14 protein-coding genes are annotated in these 23,713 nt (G+C 68.0%); 5 read left to right on the top strand and 9 right to left on the bottom strand.

Annotated elements, in window-relative coordinates; translation table 11 throughout:
• Positions 1–14: 14 nt before the first annotated feature.
• Positions 15–662: a pyridoxamine 5'-phosphate oxidase gene (gene pdxH / locus ACYVKR_RS13680; RefSeq protein ID WP_460481470.1), complete on the top strand. Its 648-nt coding sequence runs from the start codon at positions 15–17 to the stop codon at positions 660–662.
• Between the two features lie 85 nt (positions 663–747).
• Here pdxH and ACYVKR_RS13675 read toward each other — a convergent pair whose 3' ends face one another.
• The 3 genes from ACYVKR_RS13675 to ACYVKR_RS13665 all read right to left on the bottom strand — a co-directional run bounded on the left by ACYVKR_RS13675 (position 748) and on the right by ACYVKR_RS13665 (position 5,489).
• Entirely contained in the window at positions 748–1,704 is a 957-nt protein-coding gene (locus ACYVKR_RS13675; protein WP_460481469.1) for an AEC family transporter, read from the bottom strand.
• Positions 1,705–1,770: 66 nt separating this feature from the next.
• Positions 1,771–3,669 (bottom strand): propionate--CoA ligase, encoded by a 1,899-nt coding sequence (locus ACYVKR_RS13670; RefSeq protein ID WP_460481468.1) that lies wholly within the window; start codon positions 3,667–3,669, stop codon positions 1,771–1,773.
• A gap of 71 nt (positions 3,670–3,740) precedes the next feature.
• Positions 3,741–5,489, bottom strand: coding sequence for a hypothetical protein (locus ACYVKR_RS13665; protein ID WP_460481467.1), 1,749 nt, complete (start codon positions 5,487–5,489; stop codon positions 3,741–3,743).
• A gap of 152 nt (positions 5,490–5,641) precedes the next feature.
• Between ACYVKR_RS13665 and ACYVKR_RS13660 the strand changes: the two genes are divergently transcribed.
• The 3 genes from ACYVKR_RS13660 to ACYVKR_RS13650 all read left to right on the top strand — a co-directional run bounded on the left by ACYVKR_RS13660 (position 5,642) and on the right by ACYVKR_RS13650 (position 11,240).
• Positions 5,642–6,871, top strand: coding sequence for a nucleoside recognition domain-containing protein (locus ACYVKR_RS13660; RefSeq protein ID WP_460481466.1), 1,230 nt, complete (start codon positions 5,642–5,644; stop codon positions 6,869–6,871).
• Positions 6,872–7,198: 327 nt separating this feature from the next.
• Positions 7,199–9,436, top strand: a complete 2,238-nt coding sequence (locus ACYVKR_RS13655; protein ID WP_460481465.1) for a phage adsorption protein NrfB — start codon at positions 7,199–7,201, stop codon at positions 9,434–9,436.
• A 10-nt stretch (positions 9,437–9,446) separates the two neighbouring features.
• Positions 9,447–11,240 carry an NfrA family protein gene (locus ACYVKR_RS13650; RefSeq protein WP_460481464.1) on the top strand — a complete coding sequence of 598 codons (1,794 nt, stop codon included), beginning with the start codon at positions 9,447–9,449 and terminating at the stop codon, positions 11,238–11,240.
• Between the two features lie 96 nt (positions 11,241–11,336).
• Here ACYVKR_RS13650 and sbcB read toward each other — a convergent pair whose 3' ends face one another.
• The 5 genes from sbcB to dnaE form a co-directional block, all read right to left on the bottom strand.
• Entirely contained in the window at positions 11,337–12,782 is a 1,446-nt protein-coding gene (sbcB, locus tag ACYVKR_RS13645; RefSeq protein WP_460481463.1) for an exodeoxyribonuclease I, read from the bottom strand.
• Between the two features lie 25 nt (positions 12,783–12,807).
• Positions 12,808–14,265, bottom strand: coding sequence for a cardiolipin synthase (cls, locus tag ACYVKR_RS13640; protein ID WP_460481462.1), 1,458 nt, complete (start codon positions 14,263–14,265; stop codon positions 12,808–12,810).
• A 108-nt stretch (positions 14,266–14,373) separates the two neighbouring features.
• Complete coding sequence (clpA, locus tag ACYVKR_RS13635; RefSeq protein WP_460481461.1) at positions 14,374–16,710, bottom strand: ATP-dependent Clp protease ATP-binding subunit; 2,337 nt, start codon at positions 16,708–16,710, stop codon at positions 14,374–14,376.
• 62 nt (positions 16,711–16,772) lie between these two features.
• A complete protein-coding gene (gene clpS, locus ACYVKR_RS13630; RefSeq protein ID WP_460481460.1) occupies positions 16,773–17,126 on the bottom strand; it encodes an ATP-dependent Clp protease adaptor ClpS in 354 nt (117 codons plus the stop codon).
• A gap of 63 nt (positions 17,127–17,189) precedes the next feature.
• Complete coding sequence (dnaE, locus tag ACYVKR_RS13625) at positions 17,190–20,744, bottom strand: DNA polymerase III subunit alpha (protein ID WP_460481459.1); 3,555 nt, start codon at positions 20,742–20,744, stop codon at positions 17,190–17,192.
• A gap of 101 nt (positions 20,745–20,845) precedes the next feature.
• Here dnaE and ACYVKR_RS13620 point away from each other — a divergent pair, with 101 nt between their 5' ends.
• A complete protein-coding gene (locus tag ACYVKR_RS13620) occupies positions 20,846–21,673 on the top strand; it encodes an outer membrane protein assembly factor BamD (RefSeq protein WP_460481458.1) in 828 nt (275 codons plus the stop codon).
• 89 nt (positions 21,674–21,762) lie between these two features.
• On the opposite strand, the gene ACYVKR_RS13615 is transcribed toward ACYVKR_RS13620, so the two are convergent.
• Positions 21,763–23,694 carry an ATP-dependent DNA helicase gene (locus ACYVKR_RS13615; protein ID WP_460481457.1) on the bottom strand — a complete coding sequence of 644 codons (1,932 nt, stop codon included), beginning with the start codon at positions 23,692–23,694 and terminating at the stop codon, positions 21,763–21,765.
• Between the last annotated feature and the right edge of the window lie 19 nt (positions 23,695–23,713).

Raw genomic sequence — 23,713 nt, 5'->3', positions numbered from 1 at the left:
TGCACAATGGCGGCATGAGCGAACTCTCCCACACCATTGCCGACCTGCGCAAAAGCTACGAGCGCGCAGAGCTGAGCGAAACCGCGTCCAGCGCGCAGCCGCTGGAGCAATTCGACCGCTGGATCAACGAGGCCATGGCCGCCCAGGTGCCCGAGCCCAACGCGATGACGCTGGCCACCGTCGGCGCCGACCAGCGGCCCAGCACGCGCATCGTGCTCATCAAGGGCTACGACGCGCGCGGCATCGTCTGGTTCACCAACTACGACAGCCGCAAGGGCCGCGAGCTGGCGGGCAACCCCTTTGCGGCCTTGCAGTTCCACTGGGTGGAGCTGGAGCGCGTGGTGCGCATCGAGGGCCGCGTCGAGCAGGTCAGCGACGAGGAAAGCGACGCCTATTTCAACAGCCGCCCGCTGGATTCACGCATCGGCGCCTGGGCCAGCCCGCAGAGCCAGGTGATCGCCAGCCGCACCGTGCTGGTGACCAATGCCGCCAGGTACAGCGCGCAGTTCCTGCTCAAGCCGCCACGCCCGCCGCACTGGGGCGGGTTCCGGCTGGTGCCCGACCGCTGGGAATTCTGGCAGGGCCGCAAGAGCCGCCTGCACGACCGGCTGCGCTACCGGCTGGACGGCGAGGACTGGGTGCGCGAGCGCCTGGCGCCCTGAAGAACGCCCGGCGGAGGCAATATCAGTCTTTTTGGCCTCCAGCGCTTATCCATCAATCGCTAGCAGCTATATTTTTTGAATATTGCTAACCCAGCAGCCCGACGAGCAGCAGCACCAGCGGGATCGTCACCAGCGCCGCGCTGGTGGAAACTGCGATGCTGGCCGTCACCTCCTCGCGCGCCACTTCGTAGCGCTGGGTGAACAGGAACACGTTCGCGCCCACTGGCAGCGCGGCCGTGGTCGCCAGCACCGACAGCGGCAAGCCGCGCAGCCCCCACAGCCAGGCCACGGCCACCACCAGCACGGGCAGCCCCAGCAGCTTGACGGCCGCGATGCGCGCCGCCGCCGCGAAGTAGCGGCCCACGGTGGTGTAGAACAGCGTCACCCCCACCAGCAGCAGCGCGATCGGCCCCAGGGCCTGGCTCAGCAGCTGCAGCGGCTTGTCCACCACCTCGGGCAGGCCCCAGCCGGTCTGCGCATACAGCAGGCCGGCGATGATGGGCAGCGGCACCGGGTGGACGATGCCGTTCCACAGCGCCCGGGCCGTGGTGCGCAGCATGGCGCCATAGTCGCGCCGCGCCTCGCCACCGCCCGCCTGCACCTGCTGCGCCATCACCGCCAGCTCGAACACCACGGCCGCCGCCGTCATCAGGATCAGCGCATGCACCGAGATGATGGTGAACAGCGTCACCAGCCCCTGCTCGCCGAAGACCATGCCCACCAGCGGCACGCCGATCATGATGTTGTTGCTGAAGCAGTGCGCCAGTGCCCGCGCAGCGCCCAGCGTGGTGAAGCCCTGCCAGCACAGCGTGGCGGCGAACATCAGCCCGGCGGCCGAGAAGTAGATGGCGATGGTGTGCAGGTTCAGCTCCTGCACGCGCACGCCGCTCATGGTGCGGAACAGCAGCGCCGGCGTGAGGATCAGGAACACGATGTTCGACAGGTCGCGCACCGACGTGGCCTTGACCCAGCCCATGCGCCCGGACAGGTAGCCCAGCGCGATGAACAGCACCACCGGGATCAACGAAACAATGACTGCCATGCATGCCCTCTTCGGGGCATCTCCACGGCCCGCCAAGCCGGCGATTATCGCAACAAGCTACCCAGCTCAGCCCCTTTGCATCGCCTCGACGACCTGCTGCAGCGCCGCCGGGTCCTCCATGGTCGAGAGGTCGCCCGTATCGCGCTGCTCGGCCACGGCCTGCAGCGCGCGGCGCAGCAGCTTGCCGCTGCGCGTCTTGGGCAGCAGCGACACGAAGTACACCCGCGCCGGCCGCGCCACCGCGCCCAGCTGCGCATTCACATGGGCGCAGACGGCCTGCTCCAGCGCCTTGCTGGCTGCAGCATCGCCCACCACGGCGTTGTCGCGCGCCACGGCAAAGGCCAGCGCCACCTGGCCCTTGAGCTTGTCGGCCACGCCGACCACCGCCACCTCGGCGATGCCGGCATGGCCCGAGATGGACTCCTCGATCTCGCGCGTGCCCAGGCGGTGGCCGGCGACGTTGATCACGTCGTCGGTGCGGCCCAGGATGAAGGTGTAGCCGTCGGCATCGCGGATGCCCCAGTCGAAGGTGCTGTAGATGAGCCGGCCCGGAATGCTCTTCCAGTAGGTGTTGACGAAGCGCGCGTCGTCGCCCCACACCGTCATCAGGCAGCCGGGCGGCAGCGGCCCCTCGATGGCGAGCACGCCCTTTTGCAGGGGCTCGGTCAGCTCGGCGCCGGTGTCGCCGTCGATGAGCTTGACGTTGTAGCCGTAGACCGCCTTGCCCGGGCTGCCCAGACGCGAGGTCTGTTTTTCCACGCCGTTGCACAGCGTGAGGATCGGCCAGCCGGTCTCGGTCTGCCAATAGTTGTCGATGATGGGCACGCGGATCGCGTCGCTGATCCACTGCGCCGTGGGCTCGTCCAGCGGCTCGCCGGCCAGCCACAGCGCCCGCAGGCTGGAGAGATCGTACTTGCGCAGGTATTCCGGGTCCTGCTTCTTGAGCACGCGGATCGCCGTGGGTGCCGAGAACATGTGCGTCACTTTGTACTTCTCGACCAGGCTCCACCAGATGCCGGGGTCGGGCCGCACGGGCAGGCCTTCGTACAGGATGGTCGCCATGCCCGCCAGCAGCGGCCCGTAGATGATGTAGCTGTGGCCCACGACCCAGCCGATGTCGCTGGTGCAAAAATAGGTCCGCCCGGCCTGGGCGCCGAAGATGTGCTGCATGCTCGACGCCAGCGCGACCGCGTAGCCGCCGGTGTCGCGCTGCACGCCCTTGGGCTTGCCGGTGGTGCCGCTGGTGTAGAGCGTGTAGCTCACGTGCGTGGAGTCCACCCATTCGCAGGGCACCTCGGCATCGAGGTGCTGCTGGCGCAGCGCGGCCCAGTCGTGGTCGCGGCCGGCCACGCGTTCCATGGCTGCGAGGCCCCGGTCCACCAGCAGCACGGCGCCCGGCTGGTGCGTGGCCAGGCGGATGGCCTCGTCCAGCAGCGGCTTGTAGGCCACGACCTTGCCGCCGCGCGAGCCGGCATCGGCGCTGACGATGACCTTGGGCCGGGCGTCGTCGATGCGCGAGGCCAGCGAGCCCGACGCGAAGCCGCCGAACACCACCGAGTGGATGGCGCCGATGCGCGCGCAGGCCAGCATGGCGAACGCCGCCTCGGCCACCATGGGCATGTAGATCTGCACCACGTCGCCCTTTTGCACCCCCAGCGACTGCAGCGCCGCCGCCATGCGCTGCACCTCGCGGTGCAGCTCGGCGTAGCTGTAGGTCTTCTCGGTGTTCGTTTCGGTAGAGACGGCGATCAGCGCCGGCTGCGCGCCGCGCGCGGCCACATGGCGATCCACTGCGTTGTGACAGAGGTTGGTGACGCCGCCGGCAAACCAGCGCGCGAACGGCGGGTTGCTGTAGTCGCAGATCTGGCTGGGGGGCGTCTGCCAATCGATGCAGCGGGCCTGCTCGGTCCAGAATGCGTCGCGGTCGTCAATCGATCGGCGGTGGAACTCGGCAAAACTCGTCATCGCGGCTGTCTCCTAACTTTGTTGTGGAGCCATTATTTCCCTTTGTCTTGCACCCTGCTGACAAACCCGGGTCAGTAGGAGATCGCCGGCATGTCGAGCCCCGGCAATTGCACCGGCCCGAGGCCCTTCCAATTGCCATGGCGGTCACGCACCTGAAGGCTGGAGCTGCGGCCAAAGTCCATCATTCCGATGGAGAGCATCCGGCCCGGCATCTTTCTCCACGAACACCCTGCATTGGACTGGTTGGGCGGCATGCCACAGACCACTTCGCCATCAGGTGTCGTGACCTCGGAGCCTTCTGCATTGGTGGCCGTGGCCAAATCCGTGAACGTCAGCAGAAAGCTGGATGCGTCTCCCGCCAGCCATTGCAGGAACCATGTCCCCAGCAGCCGGTCTGCCGCGGTACTTTGTGGCTCCAGCGCAAGGCGCCGGATGCGCTTGGGTGCTTCGCCAGGCAGCTTCACGGTTCCGCTGCTGAAATAGTCCGATCGCCGAATCCCATCATCGCCGCTGTAGCCCGCTATTTCCAACTGCATCGGCCCGGGCCCATCGACAGCGTGTGCCGCCTGATGGCTTCCACCGAAAGTCATGCCACCGGCATAGCGGTATAGCTCGGCGCTGCCCACGGAATGGTTTCCACTTTCTTCGCTGACCAGGTAGTGCCCGCTGCCCATGTGGAAGGTCGATGCACCGTTGGGCAAATAGTCGAAGATCTGCACGATCATCTGGGTGTCCTGTACATCCAGTGCCATCCCTCGCCCGGGCTTGCCATTGAGTTCGTCTTCGACAATCCAGGTTCCATTGGTCGGCATTAGGGTTGTCAAGGGCCGGTAGGCCGTGCGGTTGGGGGCGACAGGGCTGCGCCCGCAGAGAAAGTACCTGGGGTTGTAGAAGCTCTGGAGCATAGTGGGTGCGACTCCGCAATCGCCTTGACTGGAGTCGCCGGCGATGCCCATGAGTTCCAGGGGTTGCGGCGCAGCCCCATCGGTCATGGCCCAGCCCACGACCTCGTTGCCAATCGTCCGAAAACGTGCCGTTTGCAAGGGCAGGTTGATGTCTTCCGAAAAGCTGACGTTCGTATAGCTGTCGCGGTGGGAGACGGGCACTATCGGCAGCCGCTGGCAGTCAAAGACCTTCGTGGCGCTGTCCAGGGTGCAGTCCATATCCAGCATGGGGCGCAGCGTGCGCGGCAGGTCCCCGCCTCCCGGCTGGTACCAGATGACCTTGTTGTCCCACAGCTGCAGCGAGTAACGGGTATCGCTGGTGCGGCGCAGGGTCACATTCCAGCCATGCTGCACATCTGCGCCGCGCGCCACCCAGGTCATCGGGCGGACGTAGGTGTAGTTGCCATGCCGGTCTTTGGCGTTGCTGAAGATATCCAGGTATGCTGAATCGGTTTCCTGCACCAGCAGGCGCTGCATGCGCACGGGCGCTTCGCCTGGAAACTGGACCGTACCGGCCAAACCACTCTCGAAACTCAGGGTGACATTGCCCGCCGTGCCGGCCTCCTGCGCGACCAGTTCGCCGCTGCCGAAGTAACGCCCGCCCTGGTAATGCATCAACGGCGCCGTCAGGCTGTGGCTCGTCAATGGGCCTGTGGCCGTGTAGAACGCAGCGTCTCCACCCGGGCCATAGCCAAACACCTGCATGAACAAGGTGTTGCCCTGGACGTCGATCGCCATGCCCCGCCCTGGTTTGCCGTCCAGTTCGCCACTGATGATCCAGGTGCCAGATTGCGGCGTGAAATCGCGCGCCGCGTGCGCCTGGCCCCAACTCAGCGCAAATATGGCGACAGAACCCAGCAAACGCATCCAATTCATAGTAGTGGGATTAACTATTTAACGACGCAGCACCATAGCACAAGCGCATTTCAGGCCCGCTTTTCGAAAGCGGTATCCGAATCTGGCGCCGAGCGGGTGCCACGCGCTGCACAATGGCAGCCATCAGGAGAGAACGCCCAAAGGGACAGCAGATGCTCAATAGCCTGTGGCTAGGATTTTTCGTGATTGCGGCGCTGGCCGCGCTGGCCCAGTGGCTGGTGGGCGGCAACGCGCAGATCTTCGCCGAGATGGTGCAGGCGCTGTTCGCCATGGCCAAGCTCTCGGTCGAGGTGATGGTGCTGCTGTTCGGCACGCTCACGCTGTGGCTGGGCTTTCTGCGCATCGCCGAGAAGGCCGGCCTGATCGACCTGGTGGCCCGGCTGCTGGCGCCGCTGTTCGCGCGGCTGATGCCCGAGGTGCCGCGCGGCCACCCGGCGCTGGGGCTGATGACGATGAACTTCGCCGCCAATGCGCTGGGGCTGGACAACGCCGCCACGCCCATCGGCCTGAAGGCCATGCGCGCGCTGCAGGAGATCAACCCCCGCCCGCTCGAGGCCAGCAACGCGCAGATCCTGTTCCTGGTGCTGAACGCCTCATCGCTCACGCTGCTGCCGGTCAGCATCTTCATGTACCGGCTGCAGCAGGGCGCGCCCGACCCCACGCTGGTCTTCCTGCCCATCCTGCTGGCGACCTCGGCCTCGACGCTGGCCGGTCTGCTCAGCGTGGTGGTGGTGCAGCGCCTGCCGCTGTTCAGCCCCGTGGTGCTGGCCTACCTGCTGCCGGTGGCGCTGGGGCTGGCCGCGTTCATGGCCTTCCTGGCCACGCTGTCGGCCGCGGCGCTGGCGCAGCTGTCGGCGCTGCTGGGCAACCTGATCCTGTTCGGGCTGGTCGTGCTCTTCGTGGTGGTGGGCGCCTGGCGCAAGGTGGCGGTGTACGAGAGCTTCATCGAGGGCGCGAAGGAAGGCTTCGACGTCGCCAAGAACCTGCTGCCCTACCTGGTGGCGATGCTGTGCGCGGTGGGCGTGTTCCGCGCCTCGGGCGCGCTGGAGTATGCGCTGTCGGCCATCCGCTGGGCCGTGCAGTGGCTGGGACTGGACGGGCGCTTCGTCGATGCGCTGCCGACCGCGCTGGTCAAGCCGTTCTCGGGCAGCGCCGCGCGCGCCATGCTGATCGAGACCATGCAGTCGCATGGCGTGGACAGCTTTGCCGCGCTGGCGGCCGCCACCATCCAGGGCAGCACCGAGACCACGTTCTACGTGCTGGCGGTGTACTTTGGCGCCGTGGGCATCCAGCGCGCGCGCCACGCCGTGCCCTGCGCGCTGCTGGCCGAGCTGGCCGGCGTGGTCGCGGCCATCGTGGTCTGCTACCGCTTCTTTGGCTGAGGCCTGCATGGATTTCTATGGACCTGCGCCGGTCCATTGTTGACATTTTCAATGAAATTCAGGCGATCAATAAACTTACAATAAAGACACACTCTTTATTGCATTGAGAATCGCGCCTACCCCGCCAGCGCCCTGCTGGCACGGGGAGCCACGGCCGGCCTGCCACGCAGGCCCGGCCCCAGCCAAGCGCATTGACGTGCCACCTGCGTGGCGCCCGCCGCGGAGAGCCCGCTCTCCTACCCCAACGAATCTTGAGCCCCGGCCCGCCCGGGGCCAGGCGCTGCCCTGCGCGCAGCGCACTCCCCGCTTTTCAGGAGAAGCCGCGCCGTGTTCTGGCTGGATATTTTCACGACCTATCTCTACGCGCTGAAGTCCATCGCGGTGCTCGTCGCCGTCGTCATCCTGGTCAGCAGCCTCGATGATCTCTTCATCGACCTCGTCTACTGGTGCCGCCGCCTGTGGCGCCGACTCTTCGTCTACACGCGCCACCAGCCCATGGCGGCCGCCGCGCTGGCGGCGCCGGAGGAAAAGCCCCTGGCCATCATGGTGCCCGCCTGGCAGGAGCACGGCGTGGTCGGCGCGATGGCGCAGCTCGCGGCCACCACGCTGGACTACGAGAACTACCACATCTTCATCGGCACCTACCCCAACGACCCGCAGACCCGGGCCGAGGTGGAGCAGGTGCGCGCGCGCTTTCCCAACGTGCATTCGGTGGTCTGCGCCCGCCCCGGCCCGACGAGCAAAGCCGACTGCCTGAACAATGTGCTCGAGGCGATCTGGCAGTTCGAGCAGCGCTCGGGCATTGCGTTTGCCGGCTTCATCCTGCACGACGCCGAGGACGTGCTCTCCCCGCAGGAGCTGCGCCTGTTCAACCACCTGGTTGATCGCAAGGACCTGATCCAGCTGCCCGTGTACCCGCTGGAGCGCCCGCTCGTCGACATGACCGGCGGCCACTACCTGGACGAATTCGCCGAGATGCACGCCAAGGACATGGTGGTGCGCGAGGCGCTGGTGGGCCAGGTGCCCAGCGCCGGCGTGGGCACCTGCTTCAGCCGCCGCGCCATTGCCGCGCTGCGCGAACAGGGCCACGGCATGGCCTTCGACACCCAGAGCCTGACCGAGGACTACGACATCGGCTTCCGCCTCAAGCAGCTGGGCCTGAAGGAGGTGTTCGTGCGCTTTCCCACGCTGGCCCAGGCCAAGCAGCCGGGCCAGCGCAAGCCGTGGCGCCACTGGGGCCGCAACGCAAGTGCGGTCAGCGTGGTCTCGGTGCGCGAGTATTTTCCCAACACCCTGTCGGCCGCCGTGCGGCAGAAGTCGCGCTGGATCACCGGCATCGTCATCCAGGGCTACCGCACGCTGGGCTGGTCGCGCGGCGCGGCGCTGAACTACTTCCTGTGGCGCGACCGCAAGGGCGTCATCACCAACTTCGCCAGCTTCCTGGGCAGCCTGCTGGCCGTGCAACTGTTCGCCATCTGGCTGTACCAGCAGCTGGTGCCGGACAGCTACCGCTTCCTGTCGATCTTCGAGGGCGAGCGCTGGTTCTCGCTGCTGCTCGCCGCCAACTTCGTGCTCATGCTCAACCGCATCGCGCAGCGCATGTACTTCGTCACCGCCAACTACGGCATCGCCCAGGGGCTGGTGGCCGTGCCGCGCCTGCTCTGGGGCAACCTGGTGAACTTCCTGGCCAACTGGCGCGCCGTGGCGCAGGCGCTGCGGGCACAGGACATCCGCCGCATGGCCTGGGCCAAGACCGACCACGACTTTCCCTCGCTGGGCGAAGCCGCGCGCCCGCAGCAAGCACTGGAGCAGGTACTGTTCGACCAGGGCGTGCTGACGCCCGCCGCGCTGCAGCAGGCGCAGCAACACCCAGTGCGCGGGCTCTCGCTCGGCCACGCGCTGGTGCACCGCGGCGCCATCAGCGGCCCGCAGCTGGCGGCCGCCGTCGCCGCACAGCAGGGGCTGGCGTGCGAATCGCTGCAGGGCCGGCCCATTCCTGGGGCGACCGCCAGCTTGGTGCCCTACGCCATCGCGCTGCACTACCGCGTGGTGCCGCTGCGCCAGGAGGGCGACACGCTGGTGCTGGCCAGCGAATCCGGCCTGGACCCCGTCTCGTTCGCCGCGCTGCAGCGCAAGCTGCGGCGCCCGGTGCGCTGCGTGATCGCCCCCACCGGCGAGGTGACGGTCGAGCTGCGCCGCCTGTACGACCCCGAGGACACCGAGCCCGCGCACGAGCTGCTGGCGCAGGCCGTGCACGACCGGCGCCTGTCGCCGGTGCAGGCCCAGCACCTGTGGACCCGCTACGTCTCGCGCCAGCTGCTGCTGAGCGACGTGCTGCTGGCGCTGGGCGCGATCGACCCCGCCGTGCTCGCCACCGTGCTGCTGCGCCAGGAGCGCCGCTACCTCGCCCTGGGCACGCTGCTGGTGCAGCAAGGGGTGCTGGGCGCCGCGGCCCTGGACGAGGCGCTGCGCATCCAGCGCAGGCTGCAGCCGTCGATGGCGCAGCTGCTGCGCGCCGCCAGCGCCGCCGCCGAGCCCGTCCACCTGCTGGCATATGACCAATAAGGCCACCGCCATGACATTCGTCCCCCGCCTCTGCGCGCTGGCCCTGGCCTGCGCCGCCGCCGCCAGCGCGGCCCACCCGCTGGACCTGGGCCCCGGCGTCAGCGAACGCCGCCGCTTCCAGATCTACCCCTACCTCGACAAGGCCTTCGAGGCCCTGCAGCGCGGCGACGACCGCCGCGCCGTGGCCGAGCTGGAGCGCGCGCAGCGCCTGGCGCCCGGCAATACCGCCATTGCGTCGCTGCTGGCCGACACCCGCCGCCGCCTGCAGGCGCCCCGCCAGGAGCCCTCGGCCCCGGCCGTGGCCGTTGCAACAGCACCCGCAGCACCCACCACGGCCAGCGCACCCCGCACCGCGGCACAGCGCCCGCATGCCCAGCGCGCTCAACCCGTTCAACGGGCGCCTGCGCCGCTGCCAGCACCATCACCCGCCACCGACGAGCCTCCAGCCAGTGCGCCGCCAAGCCCGGCGCCACCCCCTGCCGTGGCTTCAGCCACGGACACGGCCCACGCGCTGGCCCAGCAGGCCTACGATGCGTATGCGGCAGGCCACTACGCACAAGCGGCAGAGCAGGCGCACCAGGCCATGCAGCTCGACCCCGCGCGCACAACCTACGCCGTGCTGCGCCTGCAGGCCCTGGCCGCCGATGGCCAGCCCGGCCAAGCCTTGCAAGAGGCGGATGCCGCACTGCAGGCCCATCCCGCCGATGCCGAACTGCTCGCGCAGCGCAGCCGCCTGCACCACGCGCTGGGCCACGGGCAGCAAGCCACGGCGGATGCGCGCGCGGCCCTGGAGGCCGGAGGCGTCGCCCAGACCAGCACCGATGCCAACCTGGCCTACCTCGCCATCCTCGCGCGCGACGACCGCATGGCGCTGGGCATCTTCGACCGCGCACAGCAGGCCGGCAGCCTGCCCGCTGGCGCGCTGCGCGACGGAGCCTACACGGCGAGCCGCCTGGGCGAGAACCGGCAGTCCATCGCCTACTTCGAGCAGGCGCTCGATGCACAGGCCGCGGGCGCGCTGGAGCTGACGCCGCAGCAGCAGTTCGAGACCCGGCGCGAGGTGGAAAGCCGCGCGCGCACCTGGGGCGTCAATGCGCTGCTGGGCTACCGCGGCCTGCCGCCGGGCAGCGCCGCGGGCCAGCCCACGCCGTACGGCGATGCCGCGCAGGTGGTGGCCGAAGGCTATTGGCGGCCCTCCGGCTTTGGCGACGGCCGCTTCTGGGAGCTGTACGGCGGCATGGCGCAGTCCGTCTACAGCCGCAATGGCGACGCCACCGCCGCGGACACCGCACTGGCCTCGCTGGGCCTGCGTGCCAAGCCGCTGCGCGACCACAACCTGGTGGTCTCGGCCGAGCGCCGCATCCGCGTGGGTTCGCTGTCCAGCAGCGACTGGCTGCTGCGGCTGGGCTACTCCGGCGGCACGGGCACCGACCTGCGCATGGATGTACCCGACTGGACCACGCTGAACGTCTACGCCGAGGCCGGCCGCTTCTTCCGCCAGAAGCAGACCTATGGCACGGTGGAAGCCCAGGCGGGACGGAGTTTTCGCATGGGCGACGCGCAGTCGCGCCTGGTGCTGTTCCCGCACGCGGTGCTGGGCTGGGACTACCAGTCGCGGCCCGTGGCCTCCGGCCAGCGCAGCGCCGCCGGCGCCGGCCTGGGCGTGGGGCTGCGCTACTGGTTCCGCGAGGATGCCCACCACGCGCCGCGCTCGTACCTGGACCTGTCGCTGCAGTACCGCGCCCGCCTGGGCGGCGACGAGCGCGGCCAGGGCTGGTTCGTGCGCGCGGCGCTGCGCTACTGAAAATTCATAGCTACTCGCGCTTGATCACCGTGGATTTCAAATACATTTATCTTTGAAATCCTTATATAACAAGCGCCAGCAGCTCCTTTTTTTGCATCACACCTCGGGCACCACGGCCTCGGCCCAATCGTAGAGCGCGCCCAGTATCTCCTCGCCGCGCTCGTCCGCCGTCTCGGACAGCGTGTCGATCTCGGCGAACATCTGCTCGGCGGTGCGCGCGCCGCCTAGCCCGTCGATCAGCACCGCGGCGCAGTGCTCGCGCCAGCGCTGCTGCTCTTCGGCGTTCAGCGTCTGCGGGAAGTTGCGCGCGCGGTAGCGCCACAGCAGCTCGGGCAGGCGCTCATCGTCGAAGCCAGGGCGGGCCACGGCCAGCTCCTGCGGGTGCAGGGCCGCCAGCTGCAGCAATCGGCGGCGGTCACCCTGGCCGATGAAACCGCCGTACAGGTCCTGGTCCACGTCCACCTCGTCCGGCGCCGGGCGCTGGTAGACGGCGCTCCACAGCGCGCTCATGTCGGGCAGCGCCTGGGCGGCCTCGGCGTGGCGGGAGCATTGCTCCAGGTCGATGCCCCAGCGCGCGGCCTGCGCGTCGCTCAGCGTGCGCAGGTTGCCCACTACCATCGGCGACTTGTTCAGGTGCACGCTCTTGATGGGCAGGCGCGTCACGCCCTCGGGCAGGTCGGCCGCGCTGGTGAAGAGGCGCAGGCGCAGCTCGTCGGCGGTGATCGCCGCCAGGCCGGACGGGTCCTGCGCCAGGTCCCAGGCGATGATCTCGTTCTTGTTGGTGGGGTGCTGGGCCAGCGGCCACATCACCGCCAGGCAGCCGCGCTCGACCGGGAACATGCCCGAGACGTGCAGGAAGGGCCGCGCCGTGGCCGCCGTCGCGGGCAGGCGCAGCTCCTGCATCACGCGGTCCTTCTTGTGCAGGCTGAGGGCGAACTCGAACAGCCGCGGCTGCAGCTGCCTGATGAGCCGGGCCAGCGCGATGGTGGCGCGCACGTCGCTGAGCGCGTCGTGCGCCTGGGCGTGCGCCAGGCCGTTGGCGCGGGCCAGGTCCTCGAGCTTGAAGCTCACGCTGCCGTCGGCCTTCTTCGGCCACTGGATGCCCTCGGGGCGCAGCGCGTAGACCATGCGCACCACGTCGAGCAGGTCCCAGCGGCCGCAGCCGTTCTGCCATTCGCGCGCATAGGGGTCGCGCAGGTTGCGCCACAGCAGGTAGCGGGTCACCTCGTCGTCGAAGCGGATGGTGTTGTAGCCCACGCCGATGGTGCCGGGCTGGCCCAGGTGCTGCTCGACGGCGGCGGCAAAGGCATGCTCGGGCACGCCCTGCTCCTGGCACTGCTGCGGCGTGATGCCGGTGATCAGGCAGGCCTCGGGGCTGGGCAGGTAGTCGGGCGCCTGCCGGCAGTACAGCATGACCGGCTCGCCGATCTCGTTGAGGTCCATGTCGGTGCGGATGCCCGCGAACTGCGCGGGCCGGTCGCGCCGGGGCACCGCGCCAAAGGTTTCGTAGTCGTGCCAGAAGAAGGTGTTGAGCTCAGCCATGGGGCGCTAGTATGCCCGCAAAGCCTCAGAGCAAAGGCGAGCACAGCCGCGCCACCGAGTCGCCCAGCCGCGCGGTGAAGCGCTGCAGGCGCTGGTGGTGCACCAGCTGCGATTTTTCCAGGTCCCTGAGGAACTGCGCCTCGAGCTGCCCGGCCAGCAGCGGCCCGTAGGCCACGGCGCAGACCTCATAGTTCAGGCGGAAGCTCCGGTTGTCGAAGTTCGCCGTGCCGATGATGGCCACGTCGTCGTCGACCAGCATGGTCTTGGAGTGCAGCATGCGCGCCTGGTACTCGTAGACCTTGACGCCGGTGGCGATCAGGTCGTCGAAGTACGAGCGCGCGGCGGCGGTCACGAAGATGGAGTCGGACTTCTCGGGCACCAGCAGGCGCACGTCCAGCCCGCGCAGCGCGGCGCCGGTGAGCGCGTAGATCGCCGCCTCGGTAGGCACGAAGTACGGCGTGGTCAGCCAGACCCGCTCGGTGGCGGTGTGGATGGCAGCCAGGTGCACGCGGTGGATGGCCTCGAGCGGGTTGTCCGGCCCCGAGGTCATGACCTGCATCAGGTGATGGCCGTTGGGCAGCTCGGGCAGCAGGTCGTCAAGGTCGGCGGGCGCGTCCTGCGGCGTCTTGTCCAGCGCGTAGGCCCAGTCCTCGAGGAAGGCGGTCTGCAGCCAGTTGACGATGGGGCCTTCCACGCGCAGGTGGGCGTCGTGGTAGGCATCGGGGCGGATGCGCACGTCCTCCTCGTCGGTGATGTTGACGCCGCCGGTGTAGCCGATGCGCCCGTCCACCACCAGGATCTTGCGGTGGGTGCGGAAGTTGATCACCGGCCGCAGGCGCCGCCCGATGCGCGTGGGGTGGAAGAAGGCGAACTCGGCGCCCGCATCCACCAGCGGCTGCCAGAAGCCGCGCGCGATGGCCTTGGAGCCCAGCGCGTCCACCAGCAGGCGCACCTGCACGCCGGCGCGGGCGCGCTCGATCAGCAGGTCGCGCAGCCGGGTGCCGGTGGCGTCGGGCTCATAGATGTAGTACTCGAGGTGCACGTGCCGCTCGGCGCCGGCCACGGCCGCGAAGATGCTGTCGAAGGTGGCCGCGCCGCCGCTCAGGAAATCGATGCGCGTGGCCGTGCTGATCGGAAAGCCGCTGGCCACCTGCACCAGCTTGGCCAGTTGCAGCAGCTTGGGCGGCGGGTTCGGGTCCACCTCGCGGATGCGGCGCACTGTCTCCTGCACCTGCGAGCGACTGCGCGCCCTGAGCCGCTTGATGCGCTGGCGCTTGAAGCGCTGCGGCCCCAGAAAGTAGTACACCACCAGGCCCACCACCGGCAGCGCGGCCATGGACAGCAGCCAGCTCATCGTGGCCACCGGCGCGCGGCGCTGCATCAGGATCCACACCCCGACGACCACCACGTACACCGACCAGACCACGGACAGCGTGGCCATCAGGTGCTCATGCGAGATCAGTTTCTGCCAACTCCAGTCCACGCGCGACGGCTCCTTGGAACGATTTCCTACCGCCGTGAGTGTATCGGCGGTGGGTGGCAAAAAGAAAACAGCCGCGAAAGCGGCTGTTTGGTTCACACCACGCGGCGCTCAGTCGGCCGCCACTTCCTCTTCGGGCGGCTCCTGCTTGGCGCGCTCCTTCTTGGGCAGCGGCTGGATGTCGAGCTGCACCTCGGCCTTGGCCGGGTCGCTGTCGTTCCAGTCCACCGTCAGGCGGCCGCCGTCGACCAGCCGGCCGAACAGCAGCTCGTCGGCCAGCGAGCGCCGGATCGTGTCCTGGATCAGGCGCTGCATCGGCCGCGCGCCCATCAGCGGATCGAAGCCGGCCTTGGCCAGGTGCTTGCGCAGCTTGTCGGTGAAAGTGACTTCCACCTTCTTCTCGGCCAGCTGCTGCTCCAGCTGCAGCAGGAACTTGTCGACCACGCGCAGGATGATCTGCTCGTCCAGCGCCCGGAAGCTGACGATGGCGTCCAGCCGGTTGCGGAACTCGGGCGTGAACAGGCGCTTGATGTCGCCCATTTCGTCGCCGGCCTGGCGCGGGTTGGTGAAGCCGATGGTCGCCTTGTTCATGGTCTCGGCACCCGCGTTCGTCGTCATGATGATGATGACGTTGCGGAAGTCGGCCTTGCGCCCGTTGTTGTCGGTCAGCGTGCCATGATCCATCACCTGCAGCAGCACGTTGAAGATGTCCGGGTGCGCCTTCTCGATCTCGTCGAGCAGCAGCACCGCGTGCGGCTTCTTCGTGATGGCCTCGGTCAGCAGGCCGCCCTGGTCGAACCCGACGTAGCCCGGAGGCGCGCCGATCAGCCGGCTCACCGCATGGCGCTCCATGTACTCCGACATGTCGAAGCGGATCAGATCGATACCCAGGATGTAGGCCAGCTGCTTGGCGGCCTCGGTCTTGCCGACGCCGGTGGGGCCGCTGAACAGGAAGGAGCCGATCGGCTTGTCCACCTTGCCCAGGCCCGAGCGCGACATCTTCACGGCCGACGCCAGCACCTCCAGCGCCTTGTCCTGGCCGAAGACCACGCTCTTGAGGTCACGCTCCAGCGTCTGCAGCTTGCTGCGGTCGTCGTTGCTGACGTTGGCAGGCGGGATGCGGGCGATCTTGGCGACGATCTCCTCGATCTCGGCCTTGCCAATGGTCTTCTTGCGCTTGCTCACCGGCACGATGCGCTGCGCGGCACCGGCTTCGTCGATCACGTCGATGGCCTTGTCGGGCAGGTGGCGGTCGTTGATGAACTTGGCCGACAGCTCGGCCGCGGCCACCAGCGCGGCCGTGGCGTACTTGACACTGTGGTGCTCCTCGAAGCGGCTCTTGAGGCCCTTGAGGATCTCCACCGTCTCGGGCACCGAGGGCTCGACCACGTCGATCTTCTGGAAGCGCCGCGACAGCGCCGCATCCTTCTCGAAAATGCCGCGGTACTCGTTGAACGTGGTCGCGCCGATGCACTTGAGCTGGCCGCTGGAGAGCGCCGGCTTGAGCAGGTTGGACGCATCCAGCGTGCCGCCCGACGCCGCGCCAGCGCCGATCAGCGTGTGGATCTCGTCGATGAACAGGATCGCGCCCGGCTTGTCCTTCAGCGCCTTGAGCACGCCCTTGAGGCGCTGCTCGAAGTCGCCGCGGTACTTGGTGCCCGCCAGCAGCGCGCCCATGTCGAGCGAGTACACCGTGGCCTCGGCCAGCACCTCGGGCACGTCGTTCTGCGTGATGCGCCAGGCCAGGCCCTCGGCGATCGCCGTCTTGCCCACGCCGGCCTCGCCGACGAGCAGCGGGTTGTTCTTGCGCCGGCGGCACAGGATCTGGATGGTGCGCTCCACCTCGTACTGGCGGCCGATCAGCGGATCGATCTTGCCTTCCTTGGCTGCCTGGTTCAGGTTGAGCGTGAACTGCTCCAGCGGCGAAGCCTTTTCGCTGCGCTCGCCGCCCTGCGCGGCGCCGTCCTCGGATTCCTGCGGGGCGTCCGATTTGGCGGGCTCCTGGGCGTCAGATTTCTTGATGCCGTGGGCAATGTAGTTCACCACGTCCAGGCGCGTCACGCCCTGCTGGTGCAGGTAGTAGACGGCGTGCGAATCCTTCTCGCCGAAGATGGCCACGAGCACGTTGGCGCCCGTCACTTCCTTCTTGCCGTTGCCGGTGGACTGCACGTGCATGATGGCGCGCTGGATCACGCGCTGGAAGCCCAGCGTGGGCTGGGTGTCCACCTCGTCCTCGCCGGCCACCTGGGGGGCGTTGTCCTTGATGAAATTCGTGAGCGACACCCGCAGGTCGTCGATGTTGGCGGAGCATGCGCGCAGCACCTCCGACGCACTGGGGTTATCGAGCAATGCGAGCAGCAGGTGCTCCACGGTGATGAACTCGTGGCGCTGCTGCCGCGCCTCGACAAAGGCCATGTGCAAGCTGACTTCCAGTTCCTGAGCAATCATTTGAAACTCCTTTATTGCCTGCCGAATACTTTCACTGCACCCTAGATCAGGACGAAATCCGTTTATTCAACAGGTTCCGTCACTGCCTGCAGCGGATGCCCGGCTTGCTTCGCGGCATCCATCACCAACGCTACCTTCGTCTCTGCCACCTCGAAAGAGTACACGCCACACACTCCTTTCCCGTCCAAGTGGATCTTCAGCATGATCTGCGTCGCCGTCTCCCGGTCCTTCCCGAAGAAGTGCTGCAGCACGTCAATCACGAACTCCATCGGCGTGAAATCGTCGTTGAGCATCAGCACCTGGTGCAGGCGCGGCGGCTCGACTCGCTGCGTGACACGCTCCACCACCAACGAGCCGCCGTCGTCCGGCGGGGTTTTCGGTTGGATCGTTGCGGGAGGAAGAGGTTTCGTGGCCATTTGCAATTCATTCTATAGGGCAGAGAACGCCTGGTTACCCATATGGAGCCGGATTCACCTACTTCAAACAGCGCTTTCGTAAACGATGCGCATCGCCTCGTGGCCGACCTCTCCGCTCCAGGCGCTCATGGCCGCGTCGCTGGGGTAGAAACGGCAGCCATCGCCCAGGTTGATCTCCACCGCCGCCTTGTGCTCGGGCTCCTGCGGCGCCTGGCAGACCAGGCCCAGGCGGATCTTCAGGCCGTGGCGCAGCACGCCCTGCTCCGTGCTCTCCTCCATCGCTGGGAACTCCTGCAGCAAGCGGGCCACGTCGGGCTGGCGCTGCTGCACCTGCACGTACAGGTAGCGGCCGAAGCGGCTGCGCGCGGCGGCCAGGTCCCACATGTGCTGGATCTTGGCGCGCAGGCCGCCGCTGAAGTGGTCGTTCTGCACCCGGGCGCTGACGACGACGAACTCGTCTTCCTTGAGCAGGTCGCGGTGGCGATTGAGCATGGCCTCGTCCATCGAGGCCTCGATCACGCCGGACTTGTCGTCCAGCTTGAACAGCGCCAGCTTGCCGCGCTGGCCGTTGATGATGCGCAGCTCGCTGATGATGCCGGCCACCGTCTGCGTCTCGCGGCTGTCCTTGAGGTTGGCGATGGGCGTGCGCACGAACTGGCGCACCTCGTGCTGCACCTCGTCGAACAGATGGCCCGACAGGTAGAAGCCCACGGCCGTCTTCTCCAGCACCAGGCGCTCCTTCACGCTAAAGGGCAGCACGTTGGCCAGCTCGGGCTCCTGGGTGCTGGAGCCGTGGGCGTCCTCGCCCATCATGTCGAACAGGCCGCCCTGGTTGGCGTTGGCATGCACGGCGGTGGCGAACTCGAAGGCCGTGTCCAGCGAGGTGAGCAGCGAGCGGCGGTTGAGCTGCAGGCTGTCGAAGGCGCCGGCCTTGATCAGCGCCTCGACGGTGCGCTTGTTGATGCGCTGGCGGTCCACCCGCACGCAGAAGTCGAACAGGCTCTTGAACGGCCCCTTCACGTGGCCCTGCGGCCCGGTGCCTTCGCCATTGCGGGCCGCAACGATGGCTTCGATGGCCTGCTGGCCCGTGCCCTTGACGGCACCCAGCCCGTAGCGCACCACCAGGTCGGTGACCGGCTCGAAGCGGTAGGTGCCGCGGTTCACGTCCGGCGGCTCGAAGCTGATGCCCATCTTCAGAGCATCCTCGTACAGCACCTTCAGCTTGTCGGTGTTGTCCATTTCCACGGTCATGTTGCCGCAGTAGAACTCGGCCGTGTAGTGCACCTTGAGCCAGGCCGTGTGATAGGCCAGCAGCGAGTAGGCGGCGGCGTGCGACTTGTTGAAGCCGTAGCCGGCGAACTTCTCCATCAGGTCGAAGACTTCGTCGGCCTTGGTCTCGTCCAGCCCGTTCTTGGCCGCGCCCTCGCGGAAGATCAGGCGGTGCTTGGCCATTTCCTCGGCCTTCTTCTTGCCCATGGCGCGGCGCAGCAAGTCGGCGCCGCCCAGGCTGTAGCCGCCCAGCACCTGGGCGGTCTGCATCACCTGCTCCTGGTAGACCATGATGCCGTAGGTCTCGGCGAGCACGGATTCGACCATGGGGTGCGGGTATTCCACCTTCTCGCGCCCGTGCTTGCGCTCCACGAAGCTGGGGATCAGGTCCATCGGCCCCGGGCGGTAGAGCGCGTTCAGCGCGATCAGGTCTTCCAGCCGCGAAGGCTTGGCCTCGCGCAGCATGCCCTGCATGCCGCGGCTTTCAAACTGGAACACGGCCTCGGTCTTGCCGTCGGAAAAGAGCTTGTAGGTCGGGTAGTCGTCGAGCGGGATGTTCTCGAAGGCGAAGTTCTCCTGCCCCTTGTGGCGCTTCATGATGAATTCGCGCGCGATCTCGAGGATGGTCAGCGTCGCCAACCCCAGGAAGTCGAACTTCACCAGGCCCACGGCCTCCACGTCGTCCTTGTCGTACATGGCCACCGCCGAGGTACTGCCCGGCTGCTGGTACAGCGGGCAGAAATCGGTGAGCTTGCCGGGCGCGATCACCACGCCGCCGGCGTGCATGCCGATGTTGCGGGTCATGCCCTCGAGCCGTTGCGCCATCTCGATCAGGGTCTTGACGTCCTCCTCCTTCTCGATGCGCTCGGCCAGCACCGGCTCTTCCTTGATGGCGTAGGTGTACTTGTCGCCCTCCTTGGGCGGGTTGGGCGGGTACTTGAGTGTGACGTGCAGGCCCGGCTTGTTGGGGATGAGCTTGGAGATGCCGTCGCAGAAGGTGTAGCTCATGTCCAGCACCCGGCCCACGTCGCGGATGGCCGCGCGCGCGGCCATGGTGCCGAAGGTGGCGATCTGGCTCACGGCATTCTTGCCGTAGCGCTCCTTCACGTAGTCGATCACCCGGTCGCGGTTGCTCTGGCAGAAGTCCACGTCGAAGTCGGGCATGGACACTCGCTCGGGGTTCAGGAAGCGCTCGAACAGCAGGTTGTATTCCAGCGGGTCGAGGTCGGTGATCTTGAGCACATAGGCCACCAGCGAGCCCGCGCCCGAGCCGCGGCCCGGCCCCACGGGGCAGCCGTTGCTCTTGGCCCAGTTGATGAAGTCCGCCACGATCAGGAAGTAGCCCGGGAAGCCCATCTTCAGGATGGTGTTCAGCTCGAACTCCAGCCGCTCCACGTAGCGCGGTCGCTGCGCCTCGCGCTTCTTCTCGTCCGGGTACAGCAGCACCAGGCGCTCGTCCAGGCCCTTGAAGGACTCGTCGCGGAAGAAATCCGCGATCGGGATGTTGTTTGGCGTCGGAAAGTCGGGCAGGCGCGGCACGCCGAGCGTTAGCGTCAGGCTGCAGCGGCGCGCGATCTCCACCGTGTTGGCGATGGCCGACGGCACGTCGGCGAACAGCGCCTGCATCTCGGCGCTGCTCTTGAGGTACTGGTCGCGGGTGAAGCGCTTGATGCGCTTGTTGTTGCCCAGGGTCTCGCCCTCGGCGATGCAGACCCGCGCCTCGTGCGCCTCGAACTCGTCGGGCTTGCCGAACTGCACCGGGTGCGTGGCCACCACCGGCAGCTTGAGGTGTGCGGCCAGCGCCACGGCGGCGCTGACGTGGGTTTCGTCGTCGCTGCGGCCGGCGCGCTGCAACTCGATGTAAAAACGGTGCGGAAACAGCCCGGCCAGGCGCAGCGCCGACGCGCGCGCACCGGCCTCGTCGCCGCGCAACAGCGCCTGCCCCACCGGGCCGGCCTGCGCGCCGGACAGCACGATCAGCCCGCCCGACAGCTCGGTCAGCCAGGCCCAGGTGCACATCACCTGGCCCTTGACGGCGTCGGCCGTCCACATGCGCGCCAGGATCTCGGACAGGTTCAGGTAGCCCTGCTCGTTCTGGATCAGCACGATGATGCGCGACGGGTTGCCGCCGGCGGCTTCGGGCTCCATGGCCAGCTCGGCGCCCAGCACGGGCTTGACGCCCTTGTCGCGCCCGGTCTTGTAGAACTTGACGCCGCCGAACAGGTTGTTCAGGTCGGTGACGGCCATGGCGGGCTGGCCGTCGCCCGCCGCGTGCTTGATCAGGTCGCCAATGCGGTTGGTGCCGTCGACGATGGAAAACTCGGTGTGGATGCGCAGATGGACAAACATATAGGCAGCGATTGTAGAAACGCTGCGTAACAGCCGCGGCCAATCAGGGCAAAAACGGGCTTGTACAATGCGCGGCAATTCAACGTCTCTGTGGCCCCTCCATGCATCTCTCGTCGAAAACCCGGTTTACGCAGACCCCATCAGCGCTGACAGCTATTGTTCTTGCAGCAGCTGCCGCCCTGCTCGCCGGTTGTTCCTCCACCGAGGTGGACAAGACCGCGAACTGGAGCCCCAACAAGATCTACGCCGAGGCGCGCGACGAATCCTCGTCCGGCGCCTGGGACAAGTCGGTGCCGCTGTACGAGAAGCTCGAAGGCCGCGCCGCCGGCACCTCGCTGGCCCAGCAGGCCCAGATCGAGAAGGCCTACGCGCAGTACAAGGGCGGCGAAAAGGCCCAGGCCATCGCCACGCTGGACCGCTTCATGAAGCTGCACCCGGCGAGCGAGGCCGTCGACTACGCGCTGTACCTCAAGGGCCTGGTGAACTTCAACGAGAACCTGGGCATGTTCTCCTTCATCTCGCGCCAGGACCTGTCCGAGCGCGACCAGAAGGCGGCCAAGGATTCGTACGAATCCTTCAACGAGCTGGTCAAGCGCTTCCCCGAGTCCAAGTACACGCCCGATGCGCTGCAGCGCATGCAGTACATCGTGAACTCGCTGGCCCAGTACGAGGTGCACGTGGCGCGCTACTACTACGAGCGCGGCGCCTACGTGGCCGCCATCAGCCGCGCGCAGAGCGCCATCGCCGACTACAAGGAAGTGCCGGCACAGGAAGACGCGCTGTACCTGCTGGTGCTGTCGTACGACAAGCTGGGCATGACCGACCTGCGCGACGATGCCCAGCGCGTGCTGATGGCTTCGTTCCCCAAGACCACGCTGCTCAAGGATGGCTTCGGCCGCAAGGAGTCGCCGTGGTGGAAGCTCTGGTGATCGCCAGTATCTCCAAAAAGTGAGCTGCTCGCGCTTGCTGCACAAGGTTTTCAGATAGATTCATAGCTGAAAACCAGGTATAGCAAGCGCTAGCAGCTATTTTTTTGCAGTTGCGCCAGGCGCGCCACCGCCTCCATCCAGTCTTCGCCGCCCAGCCGGCGCATGGGCGGCAGCGCCGCCAGCATGGCGCTGCCATAGGGCCGGTTCAGCAGCCGCTCGTCAGCAATCACCACCACGCCCCGGTCGCCGGCCGAGCGGATCAGCCGCCCCACGCCCTGGCGCAGCAGCGTCGCCGTATAGGGCACGGTGTAGCCGTTGAAGCCATCGCCGCCCGCGGCCTCGACGGCGGCGGCACGTGCGGCGTGCAGCACCTCGTGCGGCGCCGGAAACGGCAGCTTGTCGATCACCAGCAGCTGCAGCGAATCGCCCGGCAGGTCCACGCCCTCCCACAGCCCCATGGTGCCGACCAGCGCCGTGGCGCCCTTGGCATGGCGCATCTGCGCCAGCTGCCAGGGCTTGGGCTGCTCGCCCTGCACCATCACCGCCACCTCGCCCGCCAGCAGCTGCCGCAGCGCCGCTCCGATGAGGTGCATGGCCTGCAGCCAGGTGCAGAGCACCAGGCAGCGCCCGCCCAGCAGCCGCACCGCGGGCGCCAGCCAGGCCGCCAGCACCTGGGCGCGCGCGCCCGCGTCCAGCAGCTCGCGCTGCAGCTCGGGCACCACCAGCCCGGCCTGCCCCGCCCAGTCGAAGGGGCTGGGCAGGCGCAGCTGCGGGATGGTGGCCGGCACCTCGATCCAGCCGTCCTGCGCGGCATCCGCCGCCAGCGTGGCCGAGGTGAAGATCCAGGTTTTCACGTCGCCGGCGCCGTCGGCCGGCATCCAGCTCGCGGCACGCGCGCGCGGCGCCAGCCGCTGCAGCGCCTGCCACAGCCATAGCGGCGATTCGCGCGGGCCGGCACGGTCGGCGCCGCCGGCCTCCCACCAGCGCACCAGCCCGGGCGCGCCGGGCCGAGCCCATTCGCGCAGCGCCTGCAGCAGTGGCAGGCCGGCCTGGGCTTGCGCCTTGAGGTCGGCGGCGCTCTCGGCCACCGACTGCAGCGCGGCGACCAGCGCCGACAGCGCGTTGTGCAGTTGCACCAGCTCCGCCCGGGCTTCGGAATCCGCCCCCGCCGCCTGCGTCCAGCGTTCGAGCGCGCGCTGCACGGCCGCCTGCAGCGCGTCCCACGGCGCCCAGCCACGCGCATGGCGCTGGCCCAGGCGGTGCGAACGGGCGACGAACTGCGCCACGTCGGCCACCGAGAAGCCCTGCGCCAGCACCGCCAGGCCAATGGGCTGCAGCCGGTGCGCCTCGTCGAAGACCACAAGGGGCGCTAGCGGCACCAGGCCGGGCGATTCGGCATCGATATGCCGCAGCTTGAGATCGCTGAAATACAGGTGGTGGTTGATGACCAGCACCTCGGCCGCCGCGGCCCGCGTGCGCGCCCGGTTGGCAAAGCAGCGCTCGGCATGGCGGCAGGCCGCGCCCAGGCACTGGGCCTGGGTGGCGGTCACCAGCGGGCGCAGGCGCTCGGGCTGGGCCAGGCCCGGCAGGCGGCTCCAGTCGCCGTCCGGCGTGGACTGCGCCCAGCGCTCGACCACGGCCAGGTCGGCGGCCAGCGCGCGGTCGCCAGCCGTGGCGCCGGAACCCGTCTGGCGCTGCTGCGCCAGGAAGTGCAGGCACAGGTAGTTCTCGCGCCCCTTGAGCATGGCCACCCGGCGCGCCAGCCCCAGGTGGCGCAGCACCGTCGGCAGGTCCTTGTCCACCAACTGGTCCTGCAGCGCCCGCGTGGCGGTGCTGACCACGAAGCGCTCGCCGCTTTCCAGCGCGGCGATCAGGTAGGCGTAGGTCTTGCCCACGCCGGTGGGCGCCTCGACCGCAAGCGCGCCGCCACCCTGAACCACGGGGCGCAGCGCCTCAAGCATGGCCTGCTGCGCGGGCCGCAACTGCAGGCCGGCGGGCGGGGAATCGGTGGCGATCGTCATAGGGTGCCGCAGTCTACCA

The sequence above is a fragment of the Comamonas humi genome (assembly GCF_054782535.1).
This window is presented reverse-complemented; position numbering and strand designations above follow the sequence as displayed.

What these genes read in the sequence shown, in the direction of transcription:
- pdxH (WP_460481470.1), top strand. Translation starts at nt 15, where the DNA reads ATGAGCGAACTCTCCCACACCATTGCCGACCTGCGCAAAAGCTACGAG.
- ACYVKR_RS13675 (WP_460481469.1), bottom strand. Translation starts at nt 1,704, where the DNA reads ATGGCAGTCATTGTTTCGTTGATCCCGGTGGTGCTGTTCATCGCGCTG.
- ACYVKR_RS13670 (WP_460481468.1), bottom strand. Translation starts at nt 3,669, where the DNA reads ATGACGAGTTTTGCCGAGTTCCACCGCCGATCGATTGACGACCGCGAC.
- ACYVKR_RS13665 (WP_460481467.1), bottom strand. Translation starts at nt 5,489, where the DNA reads ATGAATTGGATGCGTTTGCTGGGTTCTGTCGCCATATTTGCGCTGAGT.
- ACYVKR_RS13660 (WP_460481466.1), top strand. Translation starts at nt 5,642, where the DNA reads ATGCTCAATAGCCTGTGGCTAGGATTTTTCGTGATTGCGGCGCTGGCC.
- ACYVKR_RS13650 (WP_460481464.1), top strand. Translation starts at nt 9,447, where the DNA reads ATGACATTCGTCCCCCGCCTCTGCGCGCTGGCCCTGGCCTGCGCCGCC.
- sbcB (WP_460481463.1), bottom strand. Translation starts at nt 12,782, where the DNA reads ATGGCTGAGCTCAACACCTTCTTCTGGCACGACTACGAAACCTTTGGC.
- clpA (WP_460481461.1), bottom strand. Translation starts at nt 16,710, where the DNA reads ATGATTGCTCAGGAACTGGAAGTCAGCTTGCACATGGCCTTTGTCGAG.
- clpS (WP_460481460.1), bottom strand. Translation starts at nt 17,126, where the DNA reads ATGGCCACGAAACCTCTTCCTCCCGCAACGATCCAACCGAAAACCCCG.
- dnaE (WP_460481459.1), bottom strand. Translation starts at nt 20,744, where the DNA reads ATGTTTGTCCATCTGCGCATCCACACCGAGTTTTCCATCGTCGACGGC.
- ACYVKR_RS13620 (WP_460481458.1), top strand. Translation starts at nt 20,846, where the DNA reads ATGCATCTCTCGTCGAAAACCCGGTTTACGCAGACCCCATCAGCGCTG.
- ACYVKR_RS13615 (WP_460481457.1), bottom strand. Translation starts at nt 23,694, where the DNA reads ATGACGATCGCCACCGATTCCCCGCCCGCCGGCCTGCAGTTGCGGCCC.